General features: G+C 64.5%; 15 protein-coding genes, 2 tRNA genes, 3 rRNA genes and 1 pseudogene. 9 read left to right on the top strand and 12 right to left on the bottom strand.

Translation table 11 applies throughout. The features are described from left to right. Window positions 1-223 precede the first annotated feature (223 nt). Window positions 224-841, top strand: a complete 618-nt coding sequence (locus x551_RS03155; RefSeq protein WP_152543386.1) for a hypothetical protein — start codon at window positions 224-226, stop codon at window positions 839-841. 278 nt (window positions 842-1,119) lie between these two features. After that, window positions 1,120-2,205 carry a methyl-accepting chemotaxis protein gene (locus x551_RS03150; protein ID WP_310732196.1) on the top strand — a complete coding sequence of 362 codons (1,086 nt, stop codon included), beginning with the start codon at window positions 1,120-1,122 and terminating at the stop codon, window positions 2,203-2,205. An 81-nt stretch (window positions 2,206-2,286) separates the two neighbouring features. Here x551_RS03150 and x551_RS03145 read toward each other — a convergent pair whose 3' ends face one another. After that, the gene (locus x551_RS03145) at window positions 2,287-3,132 is read right to left on the bottom strand and encodes a fumarylacetoacetate hydrolase family protein (RefSeq protein ID WP_036230173.1); all 846 of its coding nucleotides are present in this window, start codon (window positions 3,130-3,132) and stop codon (window positions 2,287-2,289) included. 73 nt (window positions 3,133-3,205) lie between these two features. On the opposite strand from x551_RS03145, the gene x551_RS03140 reads away from it, so the two are divergent. Genes x551_RS03140 through x551_RS03120 form a run of 5 tightly spaced genes read left to right on the top strand, consistent with a single transcriptional unit; the run spans window position 3,206 to window position 7,382 of the window. Next, complete coding sequence (locus tag x551_RS03140; RefSeq protein WP_081771195.1) at window positions 3,206-4,543, top strand: class I SAM-dependent methyltransferase; 1,338 nt, start codon at window positions 3,206-3,208, stop codon at window positions 4,541-4,543. Between the two features lie 12 nt (window positions 4,544-4,555). Further along, on the top strand, window positions 4,556-4,879 hold the full coding sequence (locus x551_RS03135; protein ID WP_011827933.1) for a DUF1840 domain-containing protein: 324 nt from the start codon (window positions 4,556-4,558) through the stop codon (window positions 4,877-4,879). Between the two features lie 31 nt (window positions 4,880-4,910). Next, window positions 4,911-5,549 carry a YbhB/YbcL family Raf kinase inhibitor-like protein gene (locus x551_RS03130; protein ID WP_036230170.1) on the top strand — a complete coding sequence of 213 codons (639 nt, stop codon included), beginning with the start codon at window positions 4,911-4,913 and terminating at the stop codon, window positions 5,547-5,549. After that, window positions 5,549-6,250, top strand: coding sequence for a histidine phosphatase family protein (locus x551_RS03125; protein WP_036230164.1), 702 nt, complete (start codon window positions 5,549-5,551; stop codon window positions 6,248-6,250). Before x551_RS03130 ends, x551_RS03125 begins: the two co-directional genes overlap by 1 nt. A 13-nt stretch (window positions 6,251-6,263) precedes the next feature. Further along, window positions 6,264-7,382: a DSD1 family PLP-dependent enzyme gene (locus x551_RS03120; protein WP_036230163.1), complete on the top strand. Its 1,119-nt coding sequence runs from the start codon at window positions 6,264-6,266 to the stop codon at window positions 7,380-7,382. 22 nt (window positions 7,383-7,404) lie between these two features. Here x551_RS03120 and x551_RS03115 read toward each other — a convergent pair whose 3' ends face one another. The 8 genes from x551_RS03115 to ptsP all read right to left on the bottom strand — a co-directional run bounded on the left by x551_RS03115 (window position 7,405) and on the right by ptsP (window position 17,283). Beyond that, window positions 7,405-8,460 (bottom strand): class I SAM-dependent methyltransferase, encoded by a 1,056-nt coding sequence (locus x551_RS03115; RefSeq protein WP_036230162.1) that lies wholly within the window; start codon window positions 8,458-8,460, stop codon window positions 7,405-7,407. Window positions 8,461-8,723: 263 nt separating this feature from the next. After that, complete coding sequence (gene ruvB, locus x551_RS03110) at window positions 8,724-9,791, bottom strand: Holliday junction branch migration DNA helicase RuvB (RefSeq protein WP_011827928.1); 1,068 nt, start codon at window positions 9,789-9,791, stop codon at window positions 8,724-8,726. 135 nt (window positions 9,792-9,926) lie between these two features. Next, window positions 9,927-10,039, bottom strand: a 5S ribosomal RNA gene (rrf, locus tag x551_RS03105). Between the two features lie 117 nt (window positions 10,040-10,156). Then, window positions 10,157-13,031 (bottom strand): 23S ribosomal RNA (locus x551_RS03100). A gap of 255 nt (window positions 13,032-13,286) precedes the next feature. Continuing rightward, window positions 13,287-13,362 (bottom strand) — tRNA-Ala (locus x551_RS03095). A gap of 11 nt (window positions 13,363-13,373) precedes the next feature. Then, window positions 13,374-13,450 (bottom strand) — tRNA-Ile (locus x551_RS03090). Window positions 13,451-13,592: 142 nt separating this feature from the next. Continuing rightward, window positions 13,593-15,123, bottom strand: a 16S ribosomal RNA gene (locus x551_RS03085). The 16S, 23S and 5S rRNA genes sit together here with 2 tRNA genes alongside, the layout of an rRNA operon. A gap of 381 nt (window positions 15,124-15,504) precedes the next feature. Next, window positions 15,505-17,283 (bottom strand): phosphoenolpyruvate--protein phosphotransferase, encoded by a 1,779-nt coding sequence (gene ptsP / locus x551_RS03080; RefSeq protein ID WP_049820741.1) that lies wholly within the window; start codon window positions 17,281-17,283, stop codon window positions 15,505-15,507. Window positions 17,284-17,444: 161 nt separating this feature from the next. Here ptsP and x551_RS03075 point away from each other — a divergent pair, with 161 nt between their 5' ends. Further along, complete coding sequence (locus x551_RS03075) at window positions 17,445-18,296, top strand: GNAT family N-acyltransferase (protein WP_036230161.1); 852 nt, start codon at window positions 17,445-17,447, stop codon at window positions 18,294-18,296. A 3-nt stretch (window positions 18,297-18,299) separates the two neighbouring features. On the opposite strand, the gene x551_RS03070 is transcribed toward x551_RS03075, so the two are convergent. From x551_RS03070 to x551_RS03060, 3 genes are all read right to left on the bottom strand, one after another. Beyond that, window positions 18,300-18,569, bottom strand: a complete 270-nt coding sequence (locus x551_RS03070) for an HPr family phosphocarrier protein (protein WP_011827925.1) — start codon at window positions 18,567-18,569, stop codon at window positions 18,300-18,302. Beyond that, window positions 18,538-19,008, bottom strand: coding sequence for a PTS fructose transporter subunit IIA (locus x551_RS03065; protein ID WP_011827924.1), 471 nt, complete (start codon window positions 19,006-19,008; stop codon window positions 18,538-18,540). Before x551_RS03065 ends, x551_RS03070 begins: the two co-directional genes overlap by 32 nt. Window positions 19,009-19,126: 118 nt before the next feature. Further along, window positions 19,127-19,657, bottom strand: coding sequence for a hypothetical protein (locus x551_RS03060; RefSeq protein ID WP_011827923.1), 531 nt, complete (start codon window positions 19,655-19,657; stop codon window positions 19,127-19,129). Between the two features lie 45 nt (window positions 19,658-19,702). Here x551_RS03060 and x551_RS03055 point away from each other — a divergent pair. Beyond that, window positions 19,703-20,910: pseudogene (locus tag x551_RS03055) on the top strand (CoA transferase); the annotation flags it as partial.

Raw genomic sequence — 20,910 nt, 5'->3', positions numbered from 1 at the left:
AGCGTCAGCCGCGTCCGACGGAACGCGCGCGCGCCGGGTGCGACATTGGACTCATCGTCGTCCACCCCCTCAGGCGCGTGCCATGTCCACCCCCTCAAGACAGTGCCCGGCGGCCCTGCCGCCCTCCGCGACGCCGGGGCCGAGGCGTACGATGATTTCCATGGACGGGTCGGCGCACGGAAAGTGTCTCGAACGCACCCGCCGAGTCGCTGTGGCAGTGCTGATGGCACCGCTCCTCGCAGCAGCCCAGGCGGAGGAAAGCCCGTGGCGCGCCGAGACGCCGGCGCCGATCGCCGAGCCGCCGGACGGAGAGCAGACCCTGGCCCTGTGGAACGACAGCCGTCGCCGCGACCAGATCCACTATTCCACCAGCGTCGAGATCCGGCAGGAGCCGGGACTCGATCGCCAGGCTTCGGGCACGCCTGAGCTCGGCAGCCGCGCCGAGACCTCGAGCATCGACTACCGCTGGTGGGCGTCGAGCGGCCGGGTGGCGCTGGGGCTGGGGGTCGGCACCGTAACGCACAGCGTGATCGCGCCCGCGATCGGCAGCGAGCCGGAGCGGCTGACCGGGCAGACCGGCGGGCCGGCCGTCACCGTGGGCTGGCGGCTGCAGCTGTCGGACCAGTCCACGCTGTACGCCGACACCTCGGCGGCCCAGGGTCTGGGCCCGAACCCCGCCGCGGCCTACTACACCACCCGCGGCGGTGTGGAATGGAAGACGCGCAAGTCGCGACTTGGCTTCGACCGCGGCAGCGTGGCGATGCAGCTCGACTCCGGTTACCGGCTCTCGCTGCGCACTCGCCGCGGCGGCGTGGCGCTGGTGCTGCGCGGCAGCTTCTGAGCCCGCGCGGGGTCTGCCCCGTGAAAACCCTGGCAAATCCGCCGCTGATCCCCGCTTCAGTCCGGGTCGCCCGGGTCGATATTCCCCGGAGACCCCAACGATGCCGGCTTGCCGTGTGCACACCGGCCCGGGACCGGGATTCGTGATGAAACGAACCCGACGTAGCGGAGACCTTCACGATGAACTTGCTGAACTACCGACTGACCACCCGCATCGCCGCAGGCTTCACCATCATGGTGGTGCTGACGCTGGTGCTCGGGGCCCTCAGCGTCTAGAACGTGCGCTCGGCCACCGGCGAGGCCCATGCCCTGCTCGCCGCCGTGAACGATCCGGCCGTATCGACCAAGTTGGGCGACCTGGAGAAGAACGCACAGCGCACGCTGTGGACGATCGCCGGCCTGGTGCTGGCGACCGCGGTGTTCGGCGCCTGGCTGGGCTGGGCGATCCGCCAGAGCGTGCGGGGGCCCGTCGAAGACGTGGTGGCGTCGGTGTCGCGCATCGCCGCCGGCGACCTGGCGACGAAGATCTCGTCCAGCGGCCGCGACGAGATCGCCTGGCTGAACCACGAACTCAACCAGATGCGCAAGAAGCTGCTGAGCACAATCGCCCAGGTGCGGGAATCGGCCGAGCAGGTGTCCGTGGCCTCGAACGAGATCGCCTCGGGCAACACCGACCTGAGCACCCGCACCGAGACCCAGGCGAGCGGCCTGCAGCAGACCGCCAGCTCGATGGAGCAGCTCACGTCGACCGTGCGTCAGAACGCCGACAACGCGCAGCAGGCCAACCAGCTGGTGGTCAGCGCCAGCGACGTGGCCAGCCGCGGCGGCGAGGTGATGACGCAGGTGGTCTCGACCATGAACGACATCAACAGCAGCGCCCGCAAGATCGCCGACATCATCGGCGTGATCGACGGCATTGCCTTCCAGACCAACATCCTGGCGCTCAACGCGGCGGTGGAAGCCGCTCGCGCCGGCGAGCAAGGGCGCGGCTTTGCTGTGGTGGCCGGTGAGGTGCGCAACCTGGCGCAGCGCAGCGCCGCTGCTGCCAAGGAAATCAAGACGTTGATCGGCGACTCGGTCGACAAGGTGGAAACCGGCACGCGGCTGGTCGATCAGGCCGGCTCGACGATGGACGAGATCCTCGCCAGCGTGCGCCAGGTCACGCACATCATGAGCGAGATCAGCGTCGCCAGCCGCGAGCAGAGCGCAGGCATCGAGCAGGTGAACCGCTCGATCGAGCAGATGGACAGCTCGACCCAGCAGAACGCCGCGCTGGTGGAACAGGCCGCCGCCGCATCGCATTCGCTGCGCGATCAGTCGCACAAGCTGACCGAAGCGGTGAAGGTGTTCAAGCTGGCGGCCTGAGTCCGGCTTCAACTTCTCGAACGAGGGCGCCTGCGGGCGCCCTTTTTCACGTCGGGTGCGGCGTCGCCCGGATCGCCCTGCTCACCCGGGGACGACCACCTGGCGCTGTGCGCCCAGGCCCTCGATGCCCAGGCTCACCACGTCGCCGACCTTCAGGAACTGTGGCACCGGCTTCATGCCCAGGCCCACCCCGGGCGGCGTGCCGGTGGCGATCACGTCGCCGGGCAGCAGCGTCATGCATTCGCTGACATAGCTGATGATCCGCGCCACGCTGAACACCATCGTCGCGGTGTTGCCGCGCTGGCGCGACGCGCCGTTGACGTCCAGCCACATCGACAGCACCTGCGGGTCGGGGACCTCGTCGCGCGTCACGAGCCAGGGGCCGATCGGACCGAAGCTGTCGAAGCCCTTGCCTTTGTCCCAGGTGCCACCGCGCTCGGCCTGCCAGTGGCGCTCGCTTACGTCGTTCACCACGCAGTAGCCGGCCACGTGGTCCAGCGCCTGGGCCTCGGACACGCGCTTGGCGGTCTTTCCGATCACGACGCCCAGCTCGACCTCCCAGTCGGTCTTCAGGGATCCGGGCGGCAGCTCGATGGGGTCGTTGGGGCCGGTGATGCAGGTGGTCGCCTTCATGAAGACGATCGGCTCGGTCGGCACCCGCATGCCGGACTCGGCAGCATGGTCGCTGTAGTTCAGGCCGATCGCGACCAGCTTGCTGATGCCGGTGAACGGCACACCCAGGCGCGGCATGCCGCGCACGCGCGGCAGGCTCTCGGGTTTGATCCGGCGCAAGCGCTGCAGGCCCGCCAGGCCGAGACTCGGCAGGTCGAGGTGCGGCGTCACGCCGGACAGGTCGCGCAGCACGCCGTCGGCATCCACCAGGCCCGGCTTCTCGCGCCCCGGCATACCGTAACGAATCAGTTTCATTGGCAAGGGTGATGCGGCACCGCCGCATTCTGGGTAAATTTGCGTCGAGCATAGCGTCAGGAGTTCATCACCAATGAGCACGCTGAAGCCGATGACCACGCCGTCGATCGATGGCAACGCCACCGCACCGCGATCCGGGGCCCCGGCGCGCTGGATCGCCGCCGTGTCCGCGCGCCTGCAGTCTCTGCCGGTGCGGACACGCCTCGAGCTGCCGGGGGGCATTGCGGTGGGGGCCGAGCACGCTTCGGTCGTGCTGCGACTGCTGGACGCGCGCTTGCTGCCGCTGCTGGCGCTCGGTCAGGTCGGCCGGCTGGCCGAGGCTTACGTCGAAGGCCAGTTGCAGATCGACGGCACGATGCGCGACCTTGCGGAGGTGGCAGCGGCCCTGGTGCCTGGCGACCCGACGCGACTGGACGATGCCGCCGGTCCGGCCCGCTGGTGGTCACGGCTGCGGCGCAGCAGCCGCTCGCTGTCCCGGCACCAGCCGCGGCGCGACCGCGAGCAGATCGAGTTCCACTACGACGTCTCGAACGACTTCTACGCGCTGTGGCTGGACCCACGGCGCGTGTACTCCTGCGCCTACTGGCCCGACGGCGTGAACACCCTCGCGGCGGCGCAGGAAGCCAAGCTGGAGCTGCTGTGCCGCAAGCTGATGCTCCGGCCCGGCGAGCGGCTGCTCGACGTCGGCGCCGGCTGGGGCGCCTTGCTGTTGTGGGCGGCCGAGCACCATGGCGTGCGGGCGCACGGCATCACGCTATCGACGCAGCAGCATGCCTACGCGACGCGGCTGATCGCCGAGCGCGGCCTCGCCGACCGCGTGAGCATCGCGCTGTGCGACTACCGCGACGTGCCCGAGCACGGCACGGACGGCGGGCCCTACGACAAGATCGCTTCGATCGGCATGTTCGAGCACGTCGGCCGGGCCCAGTTGCTGCCCTACTTCCGCAAGCTCCGGCGACTGCTGAAGCCCGGCGGCTTGCTGATGAACCACGGCATCACCGCCGGCGGGCTGCACAACGAGCAGCTCGGCGCGGGCATCGGCGATTTCGTCGAGCGCTACATCTTCCCGGGCGGCGAACTGGTGCACGTTTCGCACGTGATGGCGGCGATGGCCGAGGCCGGGCTGGAGACGCTCGACGTCGAGAACCTGCGCCCCCACTACGCCCGCACGCTGTGGGCCTGGAGCGATGCCCTGGAGGCCCGGCTCGACGCGGCGCGTGCGCTGACCAGCGAGCGCGTGGTGCACGCCTACCGGCTCTATCTGGCGGGCAGCGCGATGGGCTTCGAGCGCGGCTGGATGTCGCTGAACCAGTTGCTGGCCAGCCGTCCCGATGGGAAGGTCGGGGCGACGCCGGTGCGCGGGGCACAATCGGTCTACCCATTCCAGCGCGACCACCTGTATCGATCCTGAAAGGTCGAAACCATGCTGTACAAGTTCAAGTCCAAGGCGGCCGGCGACGTGATCATGACCGGCCCGATCGGCGATGCCGTGCTGCGCACGATGGGCAAGGAGCCCGGCGCGAAAGGCATCGTGCTGCCGGCCGACATGCCCGGGGCGATTGCCGCGCTCGAGTCCGCGGTGCTTGCCGAGGAGCAGGCGCGCCAGCAGGCCGAGGCCGACGCGCGCGCCGACGGCAAGACGCTGCCACCACGCGAGGGCGTGAGCCTGCGCCAGCGGGCCTGGCCGCTGGTGGAGATGATGAAACGCGCGCACGCCGCCGACGAAGAGATCGTCTGGGGCGTCTGACCCACGACGGCCACGCACGACAGGACCGCCGATGAAGTTGACGAGCAGCAGCTGGGCCGACGGCGCCCTCATTCCGCAGCAGTACGCGGCCGGCCGGCCCGACGCCACGAGCATCGTGAGCTTCTCGGACAACGTCTCGCCGCAGTTCGCCTGGAGCGGCGTGCCGCCCGGCACGAAGAGCCTGGCGCTGATCTGCCATGACCCCGACGTGCCGAGCCGCGGCGACGACGTGAACCAGCCCGACCGGGAAGTCCCGGCCGACCTGCCGCGGGTCGATTTCTTCCACTGGGTGCTGGTCGACCTGCCGCCGTCGCTGGGCGCGCTGGCGGAGGGCGAGTTCAGCCGCGGCTTCACGGTGCGTGGCAAGCCCGGCCCGGCCACACTGCACGGCGCCCGCCACGGACTCAACGACTACACCGGCTGGTTCGCCGGCAACGCTGACATGAGCGGGAGCTACCACGGCTACGACGGCCCGTTCCCGCCCTTCAACGACGCGCTGCGGCATCGCTACATCTTCACGCTGTATGCGCTCGATGTCGCACGGCTCGCAGTCGAAGGCAGCTTCACCGGCGCGCAAGCGCGGGCTGCGATGCGCGGCCATGTGCTGGCCGAGGCGTCCTTCAGCGGCGGCTACAGCCTCAACGCACGTCTGAACGCGAGCGGCACCTGATGCCGCAGTCGCAACTCACCCGCATCGTCGCGGTACGCCACGGCGAGACCGCGTGGAACGTCGACACGCGCATCCAGGGCCAGCTCGACATCGGCCTGAACGACAAGGGCCGCTGGCAGGCCGGGCGCGTGGCGCAGGCCCTCAGCGGCGAAGGCCTCGACGTGGTCTATGCCAGCGACCTGGCGCGCGCCCATGACACCGCACTCGCCATCGGCGCGGCCGCCGGGCTCGCGGTGCGGACCGACCGCGGACTGCGCGAACGAGCCTTCGGTCGGTTCGAGGGCCAGACCTGGGCGGACATCGAGACCCACTGGCCCGCCGAGAGCGCGCGCTGGCGGGCGCGCGATGTCGACTTCGGCCCGGAAGGTGGCGAGACCTTGCGTGCCTTCTACGCGCGCGTGATCGCTACCGCCGAGCGGCTGGCAAGCCGCCATCCGAGCCAGGTGATCGCACTGGTGGCGCACGGCGGCGTGATGGACTGTCTGTATCGCGCCGCAGCGCGCGTTGGCCTCGACGCGCCGCGCACCTGGCAGCTCGGCAACACCGCGGTCAACCGGCTGCTGTACACGCCCGAGGGCTTTACGCTGGTCGGCTGGAGCGACACCTCGCACCTCGATGGTCTGCAGCACGATGAGTTCAGCGACGGCGCCCGCGATAGCCAACCTGCCGCCGCGGGCGACAAGGTCGGCCACGCGGCCTGAGTCGACTCGCCCGATGCGTCCTGCTCCCGCCCGGGTCGGTGATCCCGTTGACGCGATCGACAGCCCCGCGCTGGTGGTGGAAATCGACGCCTTCGAGCGAAATCTCGCCGCCATGGACGCCTTTGCCCGCTCGCACGGCGTGCGGCTGCGGCCCCACGCCAAGACCCACAAGTGTTCGGCGATCGCGCTGCATCAGGTCGCCCGCGGCGCGGTCGGCGTGTGCGTGCAGAAGGTCGGCGAGGCCCTGGCGCTGGCCGCCGGCGGGGTGCGCGATGTGTTCGTCAGCAACGAGGTGATCGCACCCACCAAGCTGGCGCGGCTGGCGGCGCTGCCGTCCGACGTCCAGCTGGCTATCGCGGTCGACAGCGTGGTCGGCATCGAGCGCCTGGCTGCGGCGATCCAAGCGAGCGGCCGGCAGATCGACGTCTACGTCGAGATCGACGCCGGCCAGGGCCGCTGCGGCGTGCTAGCCGCCGAGGCCGGTGCGCTGGCGCGTCAGGTCGTCGCGCACGATGGCCTGCGCTTCGCCGGCTTGCAGGCCTATCACGGCGGTGCGCAGCACCTGCGCAGCGTCGCCGAGCGGGAAACGGCGATCCGCCATGCCGTCGCGATGGCCACCGCCGCACGCGCCGCGGTCACGTCCCTCGGCATCGATTGCCCGCTGGTCACGGGCGCCGGCAGCGGCAGCTTCCTGCTCGAGGCCGCCAGCGGTGTCTACGGCGAGATCCAACCGGGCAGCTATGCGTTCATGGACGCCGATTACGCGCGCAATGCACCGTTGCCCGGGTCCCCGCGCTTCGAGCATGCCGTGTTCGTCAGGAGCCAGGTGATCGCCCGCCATGCGGCGCATGCGGTGGTCGACGCCGGCCACAAGTCGCACGCGATCGATTCCGGCCTGCCGACAGTGTGGGGCCGAAACTTCGAGTTCAGGAATGGTGGTGATGAGCACGGCCTGCTGCACCCGCGCGGCGACGAGCCGCTGCCGGCGATCGGCGACACCGTGTGGCTGGTGCCAGGCCATTGCGACCCGACCGTCAACCTGCATGAGCACCTCGTCGCCGTGCGCGGTGGCCTCGACCGAGGGGTTGTCGAGGCGGTGTGGCCGATCGATGCGCGCGGTCGGCTCGACTGAGGCACGCCGTCGACCCTGGCGGCTAGGGCCGCGCCTCGAACACCAGGTTGAACGGCGTTTCGGTCGCGCGCCGGAACTGCCGGAAGCCGCCGTCGTTGACGACCGTGCGCAGGCGTTGCTCGCCGGCCTGGGCGCCGAGCGCCAGGCCCACCTCCTGTGAACGCGAGGCGGGCGTGCAGATCATCGTCGAGGCCGAATAGAAGATGCGGCCGACCGGGTTGAGGTTGTCCTGCAGCGCATCGTGGGCGAACGGCTCCACGATCATCCAGCAGCCGCCGGGCTTCAGCGCCGCCCTGACGTGACGCGAGGCGCCGACCGGATCACCCATGTCGTGCAGGCAATCGAAGAAGGCCACGAGATCGTAGTCGCCACCGGGGAAGTCCTTGGCCGAGGCCACCTCGAAGCTCACCCGGTCGGCGACGCCCGCCTCGGCCGCCACCTGTCGCGCCCAGTCGATCGACGGTGCGTGGTAATCGAAGCCGACGAAGCGGCTCTCCGGATAGGCTTGTGCCATCAGGATCGTGGAGGCGCCGTGGCCGCAGCCCACATCAGCCACCCGCGCGCCGGACTTGAGGCAGGACTCCACCCCATCGAGGGCGGGGATCCAGTTCTTTACGAGGTTGGCCGCATAGCCCGGCCTAAAGAAGCGCTCGGTGCCCTGGAACAGCAAGGGGTCGTGCTGGTGCCAGCCGAAGCCCAGTCCGGTGCGGAACACGCCAGCCAGCTTGGGCACGGCCTTCAGTGCACCAAGCGCCACCTGGAAAGCCCCCGGCACGAAGGCCGGGCTGCCCTCGGTGGCCAGCGCGAACACCTGCTCTTCGGTCATGTGGAACTGCCGGGTGTCGGCGTCGTATTCGACATAGCCGGCCGCCGCCTGAGCGCTCAGCCATTCGCGCACATAGCGCTCGTCGGTCTGGGTTCGGCTCGCCAGGTCGGCCGGGCTCGTCGGCCCGTCGGCCAGCGCCTTGTACAGACCGAGCTGGTCGCCGAGCACCACCGTACCGGCATGCAGGGCGGCGCCGATGTCGACCACGAAGCGACCCATGAAGGCATTGAGCTTGTCCATGTCGATAGCCATGACGGACTCCTTGGTCTGGAAAGTGGCAGTGTCCGGGAGGCTCCCGGAGCGCACGAAAGAGGCATCACCTTCCTCATCGTAGCGACTGGATTCCAGATCCCCAGCGGTGTTTGCGAGCGCTGGCACGGTGCTTTGCGCCGACGACGTCCAAGCGGTCGATCGCCTGTTCATGGACATTGGCCACTTCGTCGGCAGACGAGGCGCAAGGTCTCGTTGGGGAAGGACCGCCCCTGACGGATATCGCGGGTCGGTAGAGCCTGTTGTTATGCGTCGAACAACTCGCTGCCGGAGGTCGTCGGCGGCAACACGCCAAGATGGCGGTACGCCGCCGCCGTTGCGATGCGACCGCGCGGCGTGCGCTGAAGGTAGCCTTGCTGGATCAGATAGGGTTCGATCACGTCCTCGATGGTGCCGGACTCCTCACCGATCGCCGCCGCGACATTGTCGAGGCCGACCGGTCCACCATCGAAGCGATGAATCACCGCCTCGAGCAGCTTGCGGTCCATCACATCGAAGCCCTGGGGATCGACGTCGAGCATGGCGAGCGCCTTGTCGGCGATCGCGGCATCGATGCGGCCGTCGCCCTTTACCTGTGCGTAGTCGCGCACTCGTCGAAGCAGGCGATTGGCGATGCGTGGCGTTCCTCGTGAGCGCTTGGCGATCTCCAGCCCGCCCGCCGTATCGGTCGGCACTTGCAACAGCCCCGCGGAGCGGGTGACGATGCGGGCCAACTCCTCGACCGAATAGAACTCCAGGCGCGCCACGATGCCGAAGCGATCGCGCAATGGATTCGTCAGCATTCCGGCTCGGGTCGTCGCGCCGATCAGCGTGAAGGGCTGCAACTCGAGCTTGATCGAACGGGCGGCCGGCCCCTCGCCGATCATGATGTCGATCTGATAGTCCTCCAGTGCAGGGTAGAGGATCTCCTCCACCACCGGGGACAGACGGTGGATCTCGTCGATGAACAAGACATCGTTGCGCTCGAGATTGGTCAGGATTGCCGCCAGGTCCTTGGGCTTCTCGAGCACCGGGCCCGAGGTTTGACGCAGATTGACGCCGAGTTCGGCCGCGATGATGTGCGAGAGCGTGGTCTTCCCTAGGCCAGGAGGGCCAAACAGAAGGACGTGGTCAAGCGCCTCAGACCGCTTGCGAGCGGCACCAATGAAGATCTCCAACTGCTCACGGGCCTTGGCCTGACCCACGTAGTCGGCCAGACCCTTCGGACGGAGCGCCCGCTCGATCGCCTCCTCATTGGGTGACGCCGGTGCTGTACTGACCACGCGACGTGCGGCTGGCGAGGACGAAGCGAAATCGTCAGTCTGGATGCTCATGCTGCAATTGTGCGGGACACGCCATGCCAGTGCGACGCCTCATCGAAAACAGCGCAGAGGAATCTTGACGATTCATATCGACGCCCAAAAGCAAAAACGCCCAACCATGGTGGTTGGGCGTTCTGCTTAATATTAGCCTGACAATGTCCTACTTTCACACGGGAACCCGCACTATCATCGGCGCTGAGGCGTTTCACTGTCCTGTTCGGGATGGGAAGGAGTGGGACCACCTCGCTATGGTCATCAGGCTTAACCGGACACCGCGCTGCTCACAGAGCAACACAGCCAATTCGTAGAGTCTTATCAGATTTTGATTGCGCTATCACGGCATAACAGTCGACAACTCAAATCGTCGTCAAAATTATAGGGTCAAGCCTCACGAGCAATTAGTACCGGTTAGCTTAACGCATTACTGCGCTTCCACACCCGGCCTATCAACGTCCTGGTCTCGAACGACTCTTCAGGGGGCTCAAGGCCCCGGCAGATCTCATCTTGAAACGAGTTTCCCGCTTAGATGCTTTCAGCGGTTATCTCTTCCGCACTTAGCTACTCGGCAATGCCACTGGCGTGACAACCGATACACCAGAGGTGCGTCCACTCCGGTCCTCTCGTACTAGGAGCAGGCTTCCTCAAATCTGCAGCGCCCACGGAAGATAGGGACCAAACTGTCTCACGACGTTTTAAACCCAGCTCACGTACCTCTTTAAATGGCGAACAGCCATACCCTTGGGACCGGCTACAGCCCCAGGATGAGATGAGCCGACATCGAGGTGCCAAACACCGCCGTCGATATGAACTCTTGGGCGGTATCAGCCTGTTATCCCCAGAGTACCTTTTATCCGTTGAGCGATGGCCCTTCCATACAGAACCACCGGATCACTTAGTCCTACTTTCGTACCTGCTCGACTTGTCAGTCTCGCAGTCAAGCACGCTTATGCCTATGCACTATCAGCACGATTTCCGACCGTGCCTAGCGTACCTTCGAACTCCTCCGTTACGCTTTGGGAGGAGACCGCCCCAGTCAAACTGCCCACCATGCACTGTCCCCAACCCGGATAACGGGCCAAGGTTAGAACCTCAAACACACCAGGGTGGTATTTCAACGTTGGCTCCACGACACCTAGCGGCACCGCTTCAAAGCCTCCCACCTATCCTACACAGATCTGTTCAAAGTCCAATACAAAGCTACAGTAAAGGTTCATGGGGTCTTTCCGTCTTTCCGCGGGGAGATTGCATCATCACAAACATTTCAACTTCGCTGAGTCTCTGGAGGAGACAGTGTGGCCATCGTTACGCCATTCGTGCAGGTCGGAACTTACCCGACAAGGAATTTCGCTACCTTAGGACCGTTATAGTTACGGCCGCCGTTTACTGGGACTTCAATCAAGAGCTTGCACCCCATCATTTAATCTTCCAGCACCGGGCAGGCGTCACACCCTATACGTCGACTTTCGTCTTTGCAGAGTGCTGTGTTTTTAATAAACAGTCGCAGCCACCGATTCTCTGCGGCCTCATTGGGCTCCCCCTGTACGGGATCACCTACTAAAGGCACACCTTCTTCCGAAGTTACGGTGTCAATTTGCCGAGTTCCTTCTCCAGAGTTCTCTCAAGCGCCTTAGAATACTCATCTCGCGCACCAGTGTCGGTTTGCGGTACGGTCGTGTGTAGCTGGAGCTTAGTGGCTTTTCCTGGAAGCAGGGTATCACTCACTTCAGCGGCAAGCCGCCTCGTTATCACGCCTCATCTAAGATCTCCGGATTTGCCTAGAGACCACGACTACACGCTTGAACCGGGACATCCAACACCCGGCTGAGCTAACCTTCTCCGTCCCCACATCGCACTACACATCGGTACAGGAATATTGACCTGTTTCCCATCAGCTACGCATCTCTGCCTCGCCTTAGGGGCCGACTCACTCTACGTCGATGAACGTTGCGTAGAAAACCTTGCGCTTTCGGCGAGGGGGCTTTTCACCCCCTTTAACGCTACTCATGTCAGCATTCGCACTTCCGATACCTCCAGCAGGCTTCACAACCCACCTTCACAGGCTTACGGAACGCTCTCCTACCACGTACGCTTACGCGCACATCCGCAGCTTCGGTTACTGGCTTAGCCCCGTTACATCTTCCGCGCAGGACGACTCGATCAGTGAGCTATTACGCTTTCTTTAAATGATGGCTGCTTCTAAGCCAACATCCTGACTGTTTTAGCCTTCCCACTTCGTTTCCCACTTAGCCAATATTAGGGACCTTAGCTGGCGGTCTGGGTTGTTTCCCTCTTGTGTCCGGACGTTAGCACCCGGTGCACTGTCTCCCAAGCTGTACTCATCGGTATTCGGAGTTTGCAATGGTTTGGTAAGTCGCCATGACCCCCTAGCCATAACAGTGCTCTACCCCCGATGGTAATACTTGAGGCACTACCTAAATAGTTTTCGGAGAGAACCAGCTATTTCCAAGTTTGTTTAGCCTTTCACCCCTATCCACAGCTCATCCGCTAGTTTTGCAACACTAGTCGGTTCGGACCTCCAGTGCGTGTTACCGCACCTTCATCCTGGCCATGGATAGATCACTTGGTTTCGGGTCTACACCCAGCGACTGAACGCCCTATTCGGACTCGATTTCTCTACGCCTTCCCTATTCGGTTAAGCTTGCCACTGAATGTAAGTCGCTGACCCATTATACAAAAGGTACGCAGTCACCCTTGCGGGCTCCTACTTTTTGTATGCATGCGGTTTCAGGATCTATTTCACTCCCCTCCCGGGGTTCTTTTCGCCTTTCCCTCACGGTACTAGTTCACTATCGGTCGATTACGAGTATTTAGCCTTGGAGGATGGTCCCCCCATCTTCAGACAGGATTTCTCGTGTCCCGCCCTACTTGTCGCACGCCCAGTTCCACAGCCGAATTTTTTCATACGGGGCTATCACCCGCTATGGCCAGCCTTTCCAGACTGTTCTGATAATTCGACTGCTAAAACGTGCAGGCTGGTCCGATTTCGCTCGCCACTACTTTCGGAATCTCGGTTGATGTCTATTCCTCGAGCTACTGAGATGTTTCAGTTCACCCGGTTCGCCTCGCATGACTATGTATTCATCATGCGATACCTTGCGGGTGGGTTTCCCCATTCGGAAATCTCCGGATCAAAGCTAATTTGCCAGCTCCCCGAAGCTTATCGCAGGCTATCACGTCCTTCATCGCCTGTAATCGCCAAGGCATCCACCACATGCACTTAGTCACTTGACCCTATAACTTTGACGCCTCGCTGAAGAAGCATCGTCAAGGACTGATTTGAGTATTTGCGTTATGCCGTTTCTTCAAATTCTTGCGAATTGAAGTTTGTTGACGCAATCAAAAATGTTGCCGACGGCACGGTCCGCCATGAAGCGGTTTCCGCCGACAACTCTGATTTGACTCTACGAATTGTTAAAGAACGACAGACGATCTGACGATCGCATGCGTCAGGGGCCGTAAGCCACTGACGCTTGGGATCGAATTTGATGGTGGAGGTGAACGGGATCGAACCGATGACCCCCTGCTTGCAAAGCAGGTGCTCTCCCAGCTGAGCTACACCCCCACGGAATGGATTGGTGGGTCTGGTTGGATTCGAACCAACGACCCCCGCCTTATCAAGACGGTGCTCTAACCAACTGAGCTACAGACCCATGCATTCACGAAACGCTGCGGTCCGCTCATCACGTCAACCAGGCGTTGGCCTTGCGGTTACGTCAAGCCGGTCACGTTTCAATTTCTGTCGCCAAAGACAGCCGATAAGTGTGGACGCAAGAAATTGAGTGCTATTTCCAGAAAGGAGGTGATCCAGCCGCACCTTCCGATACGGCTACCTTGTTACGACTTCACCCCAGTCACGAACCCTGCCGTGGTAATCGCCCTCCTTGCGGTTAGGCTAACTACTTCTGGCAGAACCCGCTCCCATGGTGTGACGGGCGGTGTGTACAAGACCCGGGAACGTATTCACCGCGGCAAGCTGATCCGCGATTACTAGCGATTCCGACTTCACGCAGTCGAGTTGCAGACTGCGATCCGGACTACGACCGGTTTTCTGGGATTGGCTCCCCCTCGCGGGTTGGCAGCCCTCTGTACCGGCCATTGTATGACGTGTGTAGCCCTACCCATAAGGGCCATGATGACCTGACGTCATCCCCACCTTCCTCCGGTTTGTCACCGGCAGTCTCATTAGAGTGCCCTTACGTAGCAACTAATGACAAGGGTTGCGCTCGTTGCGGGACTTAACCCAACATCTCACGACACGAGCTGACGACGGCCATGCAGCACCTGTGTTCTAGTTCTCTTTCGAGCACGAAACCATCTCTGGTAACTTCTAGACATGTCAAGGGTAGGTAAGGTTTTTCGCGTTGCATCGAATTAAACCACATCATCCACCGCTTGTGCGGGTCCCCGTCAATTCCTTTGAGTTTCAACCTTGCGGCCGTACTCCCCAGGCGGTCAACTTCACGCGTTAGCTTCGTTACTGAACAGCAAGCCGTCCAACAACCAGTTGACATCGTTTAGGGCGTGGACTACCAGGGTATCTAATCCTGTTTGCTCCCCACGCTTTCGTGCATGAGCGTCAGTGCAGGCCCAGGGGATTGCCTTCGCCATCGGTGTTCCTCCGCATATCTACGCATTTCACTGCTACACGCGGAATTCCATCCCCCTCTGCCGCACTCCAGCCTTGCAGTCACAAATGCAGTTCCCAGGTTGAGCCCGGGGATTTCACATCTGTCTTGCAAAGCCGCCTGCGCACGCTTTACGCCCAGTAATTCCGATTAACGCTTGCACCCTACGTATTACCGCGGCTGCTGGCACGTAGTTAGCCGGTGCTTATTCTTCAGGTACCGTCATTAGTTCGGGGTATTAGCCCAAACCGTTTCTTCCCTGACAAAAGCGGTTTACAACCCGAAGGCCTTCTTCCCGCACGCGGCATGGCTGGATCAGGCTTGCGCCCATTGTCCAAAATTCCCCACTGCTGCCTCCCGTAGGAGTCTGGGCCGTGTCTCAGTCCCAGTGTGGCTGGTCGTCCTCTCAGACCAGCTACGGATCGTAGCCTTGGTAGGCTTTTACCCCACCAACTAGCTAATCCGACATCGGCCGCTCCAATAGCGCGAGGTCTTGCGATCCCCCGCTTTCACCCGTAGGTCGTATGCGGTATTAATCCGGCTTTCGCCGGGCTATCCCCCACAACTGGGCACGTTCCGATGTATTACTCACCCGTTCGCCACTCGCCACCAGGATTGCTCCCGTGCTGCCGTTCGACTTGCATGTGTAAGGCATGCCGCCAGCGTTCAATCTGAGCCAGGATCAAACTCTTCAGTTCGATCTTGATAAATTACTCAAAGAATTGAAGTGAACTTCACTTGCATGAAAATTCAATTCAGTGAGCGTTTAAGGTCCTTGAGACCTCGAATCTTGCGATTACTCACAAGACTCTTGGCACTCGCCTTCAAACGCCCACGCTTATCGGCTGTCATTTGTTAAAGAGCGTCGCCTTTCGGCGTTGCTGACTTGTTGCCAGCAGAGAAGCGAGATTATGACTTGATTTTAAAACCTTGTCAACCGCTCAGCTTTTCTTATTTTCTCTTGCTTTTCACACCTTCTCTGCCGTTTCCGGCGAGGCGCTGTGTTCAGCGAAGACAGCTACTGTAGCACGAAGTTTTTCCGCCGCGCAAGGTCGTCGACGAAATTGTTGATGCAGTCTTCAAGGCCGCGGGGGCGTCGCCGCCACGCCCCCGCCGTTCCGCAGCGGCGTGAACGTCGGAGCGTCGCTCCTGGCCCCCAACAGCAGATCGCTCAGCCGCCGCGTGTCCGTGCGCAGGATCTGCTGCTTGATCGCAGCGATCTGCGACGGGTGCATGGAAAAGCTGCGCAGGCCCATGGCCAGCAGGACAGAAGTGAAGCTCGGGTCACCGGCCATCTCTCCGCACACGCTGACCGCCCTGCCGCGCGCTCTTGCTGCGCGAATGGTTCTGGCGACGAGCTCCAGCACGGCGGGGTGCCAGGGATCGTACAGGTGGGCGACGGCCTCATCGGCTCGGTCGATGGCCAGCGTGTACTGGATCAGATCATTGGTGCCGAGCGACACGAAATCGAAGGCATCGAGAAAGCGATCGATCATCAACGCCGCGGCGGGCACTTCGATCATCGCGCCCACCTGGACATCGCCGAACGCGCGCCCTGATTCCGTCAACTGCTGCTTCGCGCGCGCCAGCGCATCGAAAGTGCCGCGAATCTCGGACTCGTGCGCGAGCATCGGCACCAGCAAACGCACCTGACCATGCGCACTGGCGCGCAGGATGGCGCGCAGCTGCTGGCGGAACATGCTGGGCTCGGACAGGCTCCAGCGGATCGCGCGCAAGCCGAGCGCGGGGTTGAGCGCATGCTCGTGCCGCAGTTCGTGGGCCGACATCCGGTCGAGCGGCTTGTCGGCGCCAATATCGACCGTCCGGATCGTCACCGGCAGACCTTTCATCGCATCGACCACTGCGCAGTACGCCTGGTACTGCTCATCCTCGCCGGGCAGGTCGTCGGTCCGGTTCATGAAGAGGAACTCGCTACGAAACAGCCCGACGCCGACCGCCCCGGCCTCCAGTGCCGCGGCCGCGTCGCCAGGGAGCTCGATATTGGCAAACAGCTCGACCCGCTCACCGTCCAGCGTGACGGCGGGTGTATGCCGCAGGCGCGTAAGCCGCACACGCTCCAGTTCGCTCTGCCGCTGGCGAAAGCGGTATTCCTCCAGCACGATCGACGACGGATCGACAATCACGACTCCGGCGTCACCGTCGATCACCACCCAGTCATCCTGCCGGATGATGCGGCTGGCCTCACGGGCCCCCACCACCGCCGGAATGTCGAGGCTGCGGGCGACGATGGCCGTGTGCGAGGTCTTGCCGCCGACGTCGGTGACAAAACCGGTGAAGACGCTGCGCTTGAATTGCAGCATGTCGGCCGGCGCGATGTCGTTGGCCACCAGCACCAGCGGGTCCTCGCCGGCGAAGTCGCGCGGGTTGACTCCGATCGACGGCGGTACGGCGCTGCTGTCGTGCATCAGCACACGCAACAAGCGCTCGACCACCTGTTCAAGGTCGGCCTTGCGCTCACGCAGGTAATCATTTTCCATGTCGTCGAAATGCCGCGCCAGCACTTCCAGCTGGGCCGACAGCGCCCATTCCGCGTTGTAGTGCCGCTCGTGCACCCATTGCGACGTGGCGCCGGTCAGCGCCTCGTCGTGCAGCAGCATCAGGTGCACGTCGAGCAGCGCGGACAGTTCCGCGGGCGCGTCCTCTGGCAGGTCGCGCTGGAGGCCGCCGAGCTCGGCCGCCACCGCGTCGCGCGCCTGCAGCAGCCGCGCGATCTCGCGCTCGACCTGCGCCGGCTCGATGAAGTAGTGGGCCACGTCCACGCGACTGGACGCGACCAGCACGGCGCGGCCAATGGCCACGCCGCGCGAGACCGGAATTCCGAACATCTGCAGGCTCATGAATCGATCGTAGCAGCGGCCCGTCCAGCTGCCGGCAGGGGTTACCACGGCGCACATCGACCCGGACCCTGTGCGCGTGTCATCGGCGCGTCATCGGAGCTACATCGCGTCGTCACGCGGCTGACTCAAGCTCGTCGCCATTGCCGAACAAGGAGCGAAACATGAGGGACTTGCCGCTGCCGACACTGCCGCTGCAGGAGATTCCGAGCCTGGAGCTGCGCGCGCCTCGGAGGTCACTTCGACGACCCGACAGCGAGGCCCTCCCCTCAGCCAGCCAGCGTGGACTGGACGTGGTTTGGGCGCGCGATGAGAGCGAGGTTCGCGAAGCGCAGCGTCTGAGGTACCAGATCTTCGTCGAGGAGATGGGGGCCCGCCTGTCACCGCCCGTTGGTACGCCGCCGGGACTGGACATCGACGTCTATGACACCTTCTGCGAGCACCTGCTGGTGCGCACGGTCGGCACCCGCAGTGAACCGGGCCGGGTGATCGGTACCTACCGCGTCCTGACGCCGGCGGCCGCGCAGCGCATCGGCGGGCTGTACAGCGAAACGGAGTTCGACCTCACGCGCCTGCGCCCACTGCGTAGCAAGATGGTCGAGCTGGGCCGCTCCTGCGTGCATGCCGACCACCGTTCGGGTGGCGCCATCCTCGCACTATGGGGCGCGCTGGCCGAGTTCATGGTCCGCAACGAGCTCGACACGATGATCGGCTGCGCCAGCGTCAGCATGCGCGATGGCGGCCATGTGGCGGCCAGCCTGTGGGAGCAGCTGCGCCATACCCACCTGGCACCGATCGAATGGCAGGTGCGCCCGCGACTGCCGCTGCCCGTGGACGAACTCGATCGGCGGCTCGCCGTCGAACCGCCGCCGTTGATCAAGGGCTATCTGCGCTGCGGCGCCAAGGTGCTGGGGGCACCCGCGTGGGACCCCGACTTCAACACCGCCGACCTGCCGATGCTGATGCGCATCGACGACCTGCCGCTCAAGTACCGCCGACACTTCCTCGGCAGCTGAAGCCTACTCACCCTCGCCGAACTTGTCGTTGATCAGCAGCAGCAGGGCGTCCATCGCCTCGCGCTCCTGGTCGCCGGAGGTCTCGACCTCGATCTCGGTGCCGATGCCGGCCGCCAGCATCATGACGCCCATGATGCTCTTGGCATTGACGCGCCGCTGTCCGCGACTGAGGAAGACTTCGCAAGGGTAGCTACCCGCCAGCTTCGTGAGCTTGGCCGAGGCCCGCGCGTGCAGGCCGAGCTTATTGCTGATGCTGATGCGCGTTGAAATCATCGCCGGGTCGGGCTCCCACGTTCTGTGCTTGGTTCTGCGGTCGGGCCGGCGCCACCTGCAGCACACCCTGCGTCGCGCCGGCCAGCGCGCGCGCCACGAGCATGTCAAGCGGCTGGTCCACATAGTTCATCGTGCGCCACAGCATAGGCACGTTGGCGCCGGTGACGATCTTGACGCGCACGCCATCGGCCAGCCGCTGGGCCACGTTGCACGGCGTCGCGCCGAACACATCGGTCAGGATCAGTGCCTCGCGCCTCCCCGGCACCGACAGCGAGCGCTCGAGCAGGATGCGCGCCTGCGCCTCGATCTCCTCCGGCGTCAGCTGCGGCGTCACGTCGAGCGCCTCGACCACCGACAGCGCCTCCGGAAAAGCATGTCCCGCCGCGGCCTTGAGCGCCGAAGCCAGTGGAGCGTGCGCAATGATGAACAGTCCGGCCATGTCGGGAGATTATGGGTTCAGGCCCGGACCGGCACGACAGCATCGGACAGAGTCTGGCAAGCCGCGTTTGTACATCGTGCGCAGCCACCCTGCCCCGGATCGGACCTTTCGGACCCTGTCACTTCTGAAGTTTCAGACCGTCGAAGAAAGTCTCGAGCTCCTGCGCCGACGGCTTCCCGCCCAAAGCGGCGGCATGGAACACACGCGTGCCGTGCGCGAACAGCAGCGATTGATCGGTCAGCGACGTGCCGTCCGGGAGCTTGCCGGCAAGGCTGAACCGAACCGCCTGCGCCTGCGGCGTCATGCCACCGACCTGTGCCGCCTTCACCGCCGTCTCGGTTCCGTCGAGATTGAGCCGTCGCGCCGCACGCAACTCCGCCAGCGCCGGGCCGACGAGCGCCGGGTCAGCCAGGTCGGCGGTGCTCAGGCCCCAGGTCGTTCCATCCGCGGTGCAGCCCAGAACCCGCATCTGGACCGGGCGCCCAACCAGGACCAGCTGACGGGTCCGCTGCTCCGGCTTGCAAGGCATCAACATCATCAAGCCGGCCTCGTCCGGTCGCACCTCGCGCCAGTCGAGCGAAGGCGCGCAGGCCGCCGCCAGAGCGGAGAGACCCGCCACCCAGGCACACACGACGGGTCGCAACGACATCGCCGCATTATCCGGATGCCGCGCGCACCGCATCAGAATCGCGGCATGGCCCTCGCTCCCACCCCTCTCTCACTGGCCGGCCTGCGCGTGCTGGACCTGTCGCGCGTGCTGGCCGGGCCTGGTGCACGCAGCTGCTCGGCGACCTGGGCGCCGACGTGGTGAAGGTCGAGCGGCCCGGTAGCGGCGACGACACGCGCGGTTGGGGCCCGCCCTTCCTGCACGACCGACACGGCGCCGAAAGCAGCGAATCGGCCTATTTCCTGGGCGCGAACCGCAACAAGCGCTCGATCGCGATAGACCTCGCACACCCTGACGGCCAGGCGCTGGTGCGCGCCTGGTACTGCAGGCCGATGTGCTGGTCGAGAACTACAAGGTCGGCGACATGGCGCGCTACGGCCTCGACTTCGTGACGCTGCACGCCCTGAACCCGCAGCTGGTCTACTGCTCGATCACCGGCTACGGCCAGACCGGCCCCTATCACGAGCGTGCCGGCTACGACTACGCGGTGCAAGGGCTGGGCGGCCTGATGAGCCTGACCGGCGAACGGGACGACCTGCCCGGCGGTGGCCCGCAAAAGGTGGGCGTGGCGGTCGCCGACCTGTTCACCGGCCTGTATGCCAGCGTCGGCATCCTCGCGGCCCTGCGGCACCGCGACGCCGAGGGCTTCCGTCGCGGCGAGGGCCAGCACATCGATATGGCGCTGCTCGACACGCAGGTGGCGATGCTGGCCAACCTGGGCGCCAACTACCTCGTGAGCGGTCAGGTGCCAGGACGCGCCGGCAACGCGCACCAGAACATCGTGCCCTATCAGGTGTTCGAGGTCGCCGATGGCCACGTGATCCTGGCGATCGGCAACGATGCGCAGTTCACCCGCTTCTGCGAGGTCGCCGGGCGGCCCGAGCTGGCCGCCGATCCGCGCTTCGCGACCAACGCCGACCGGGTGCGCCATCGCGCCGCGCTGGTGCCGGTGCTCGCCGCGCTGATGCGACAGCGTCGGCGCGACGACTGGCTGGCGGCCCTGGAGGCGGCGAAGCTGCCCTGCGGACCGATCAACGCGCTCGACCAGGTGTTCGCCGACCCCCAGGTGCTGGCACGCGGCATGGTCGAGCCGGTCGACCACCCGCTGACCGACACGCTGCGACTGGTCGCCAGCCCACTCAAGCTGTCGGCCACGCCGGCGCAGACGCGCCGGCCGCCGCCCCTGCTCGACCAGCACGGCGACGACGTGCTGGTCGACTGGCTGGGCTGGGACG

This window comes from Methylibium sp. T29, from assembly GCF_000576205.1.
In the GTDB taxonomy this organism is placed as follows: domain Bacteria; phylum Pseudomonadota; class Gammaproteobacteria; order Burkholderiales; family Burkholderiaceae_C; genus Methylibium; species Methylibium petroleiphilum.
Note: the sequence above shows the minus strand (reverse complement) of the source record. Positions and strands in the feature narration are given on the sequence as shown.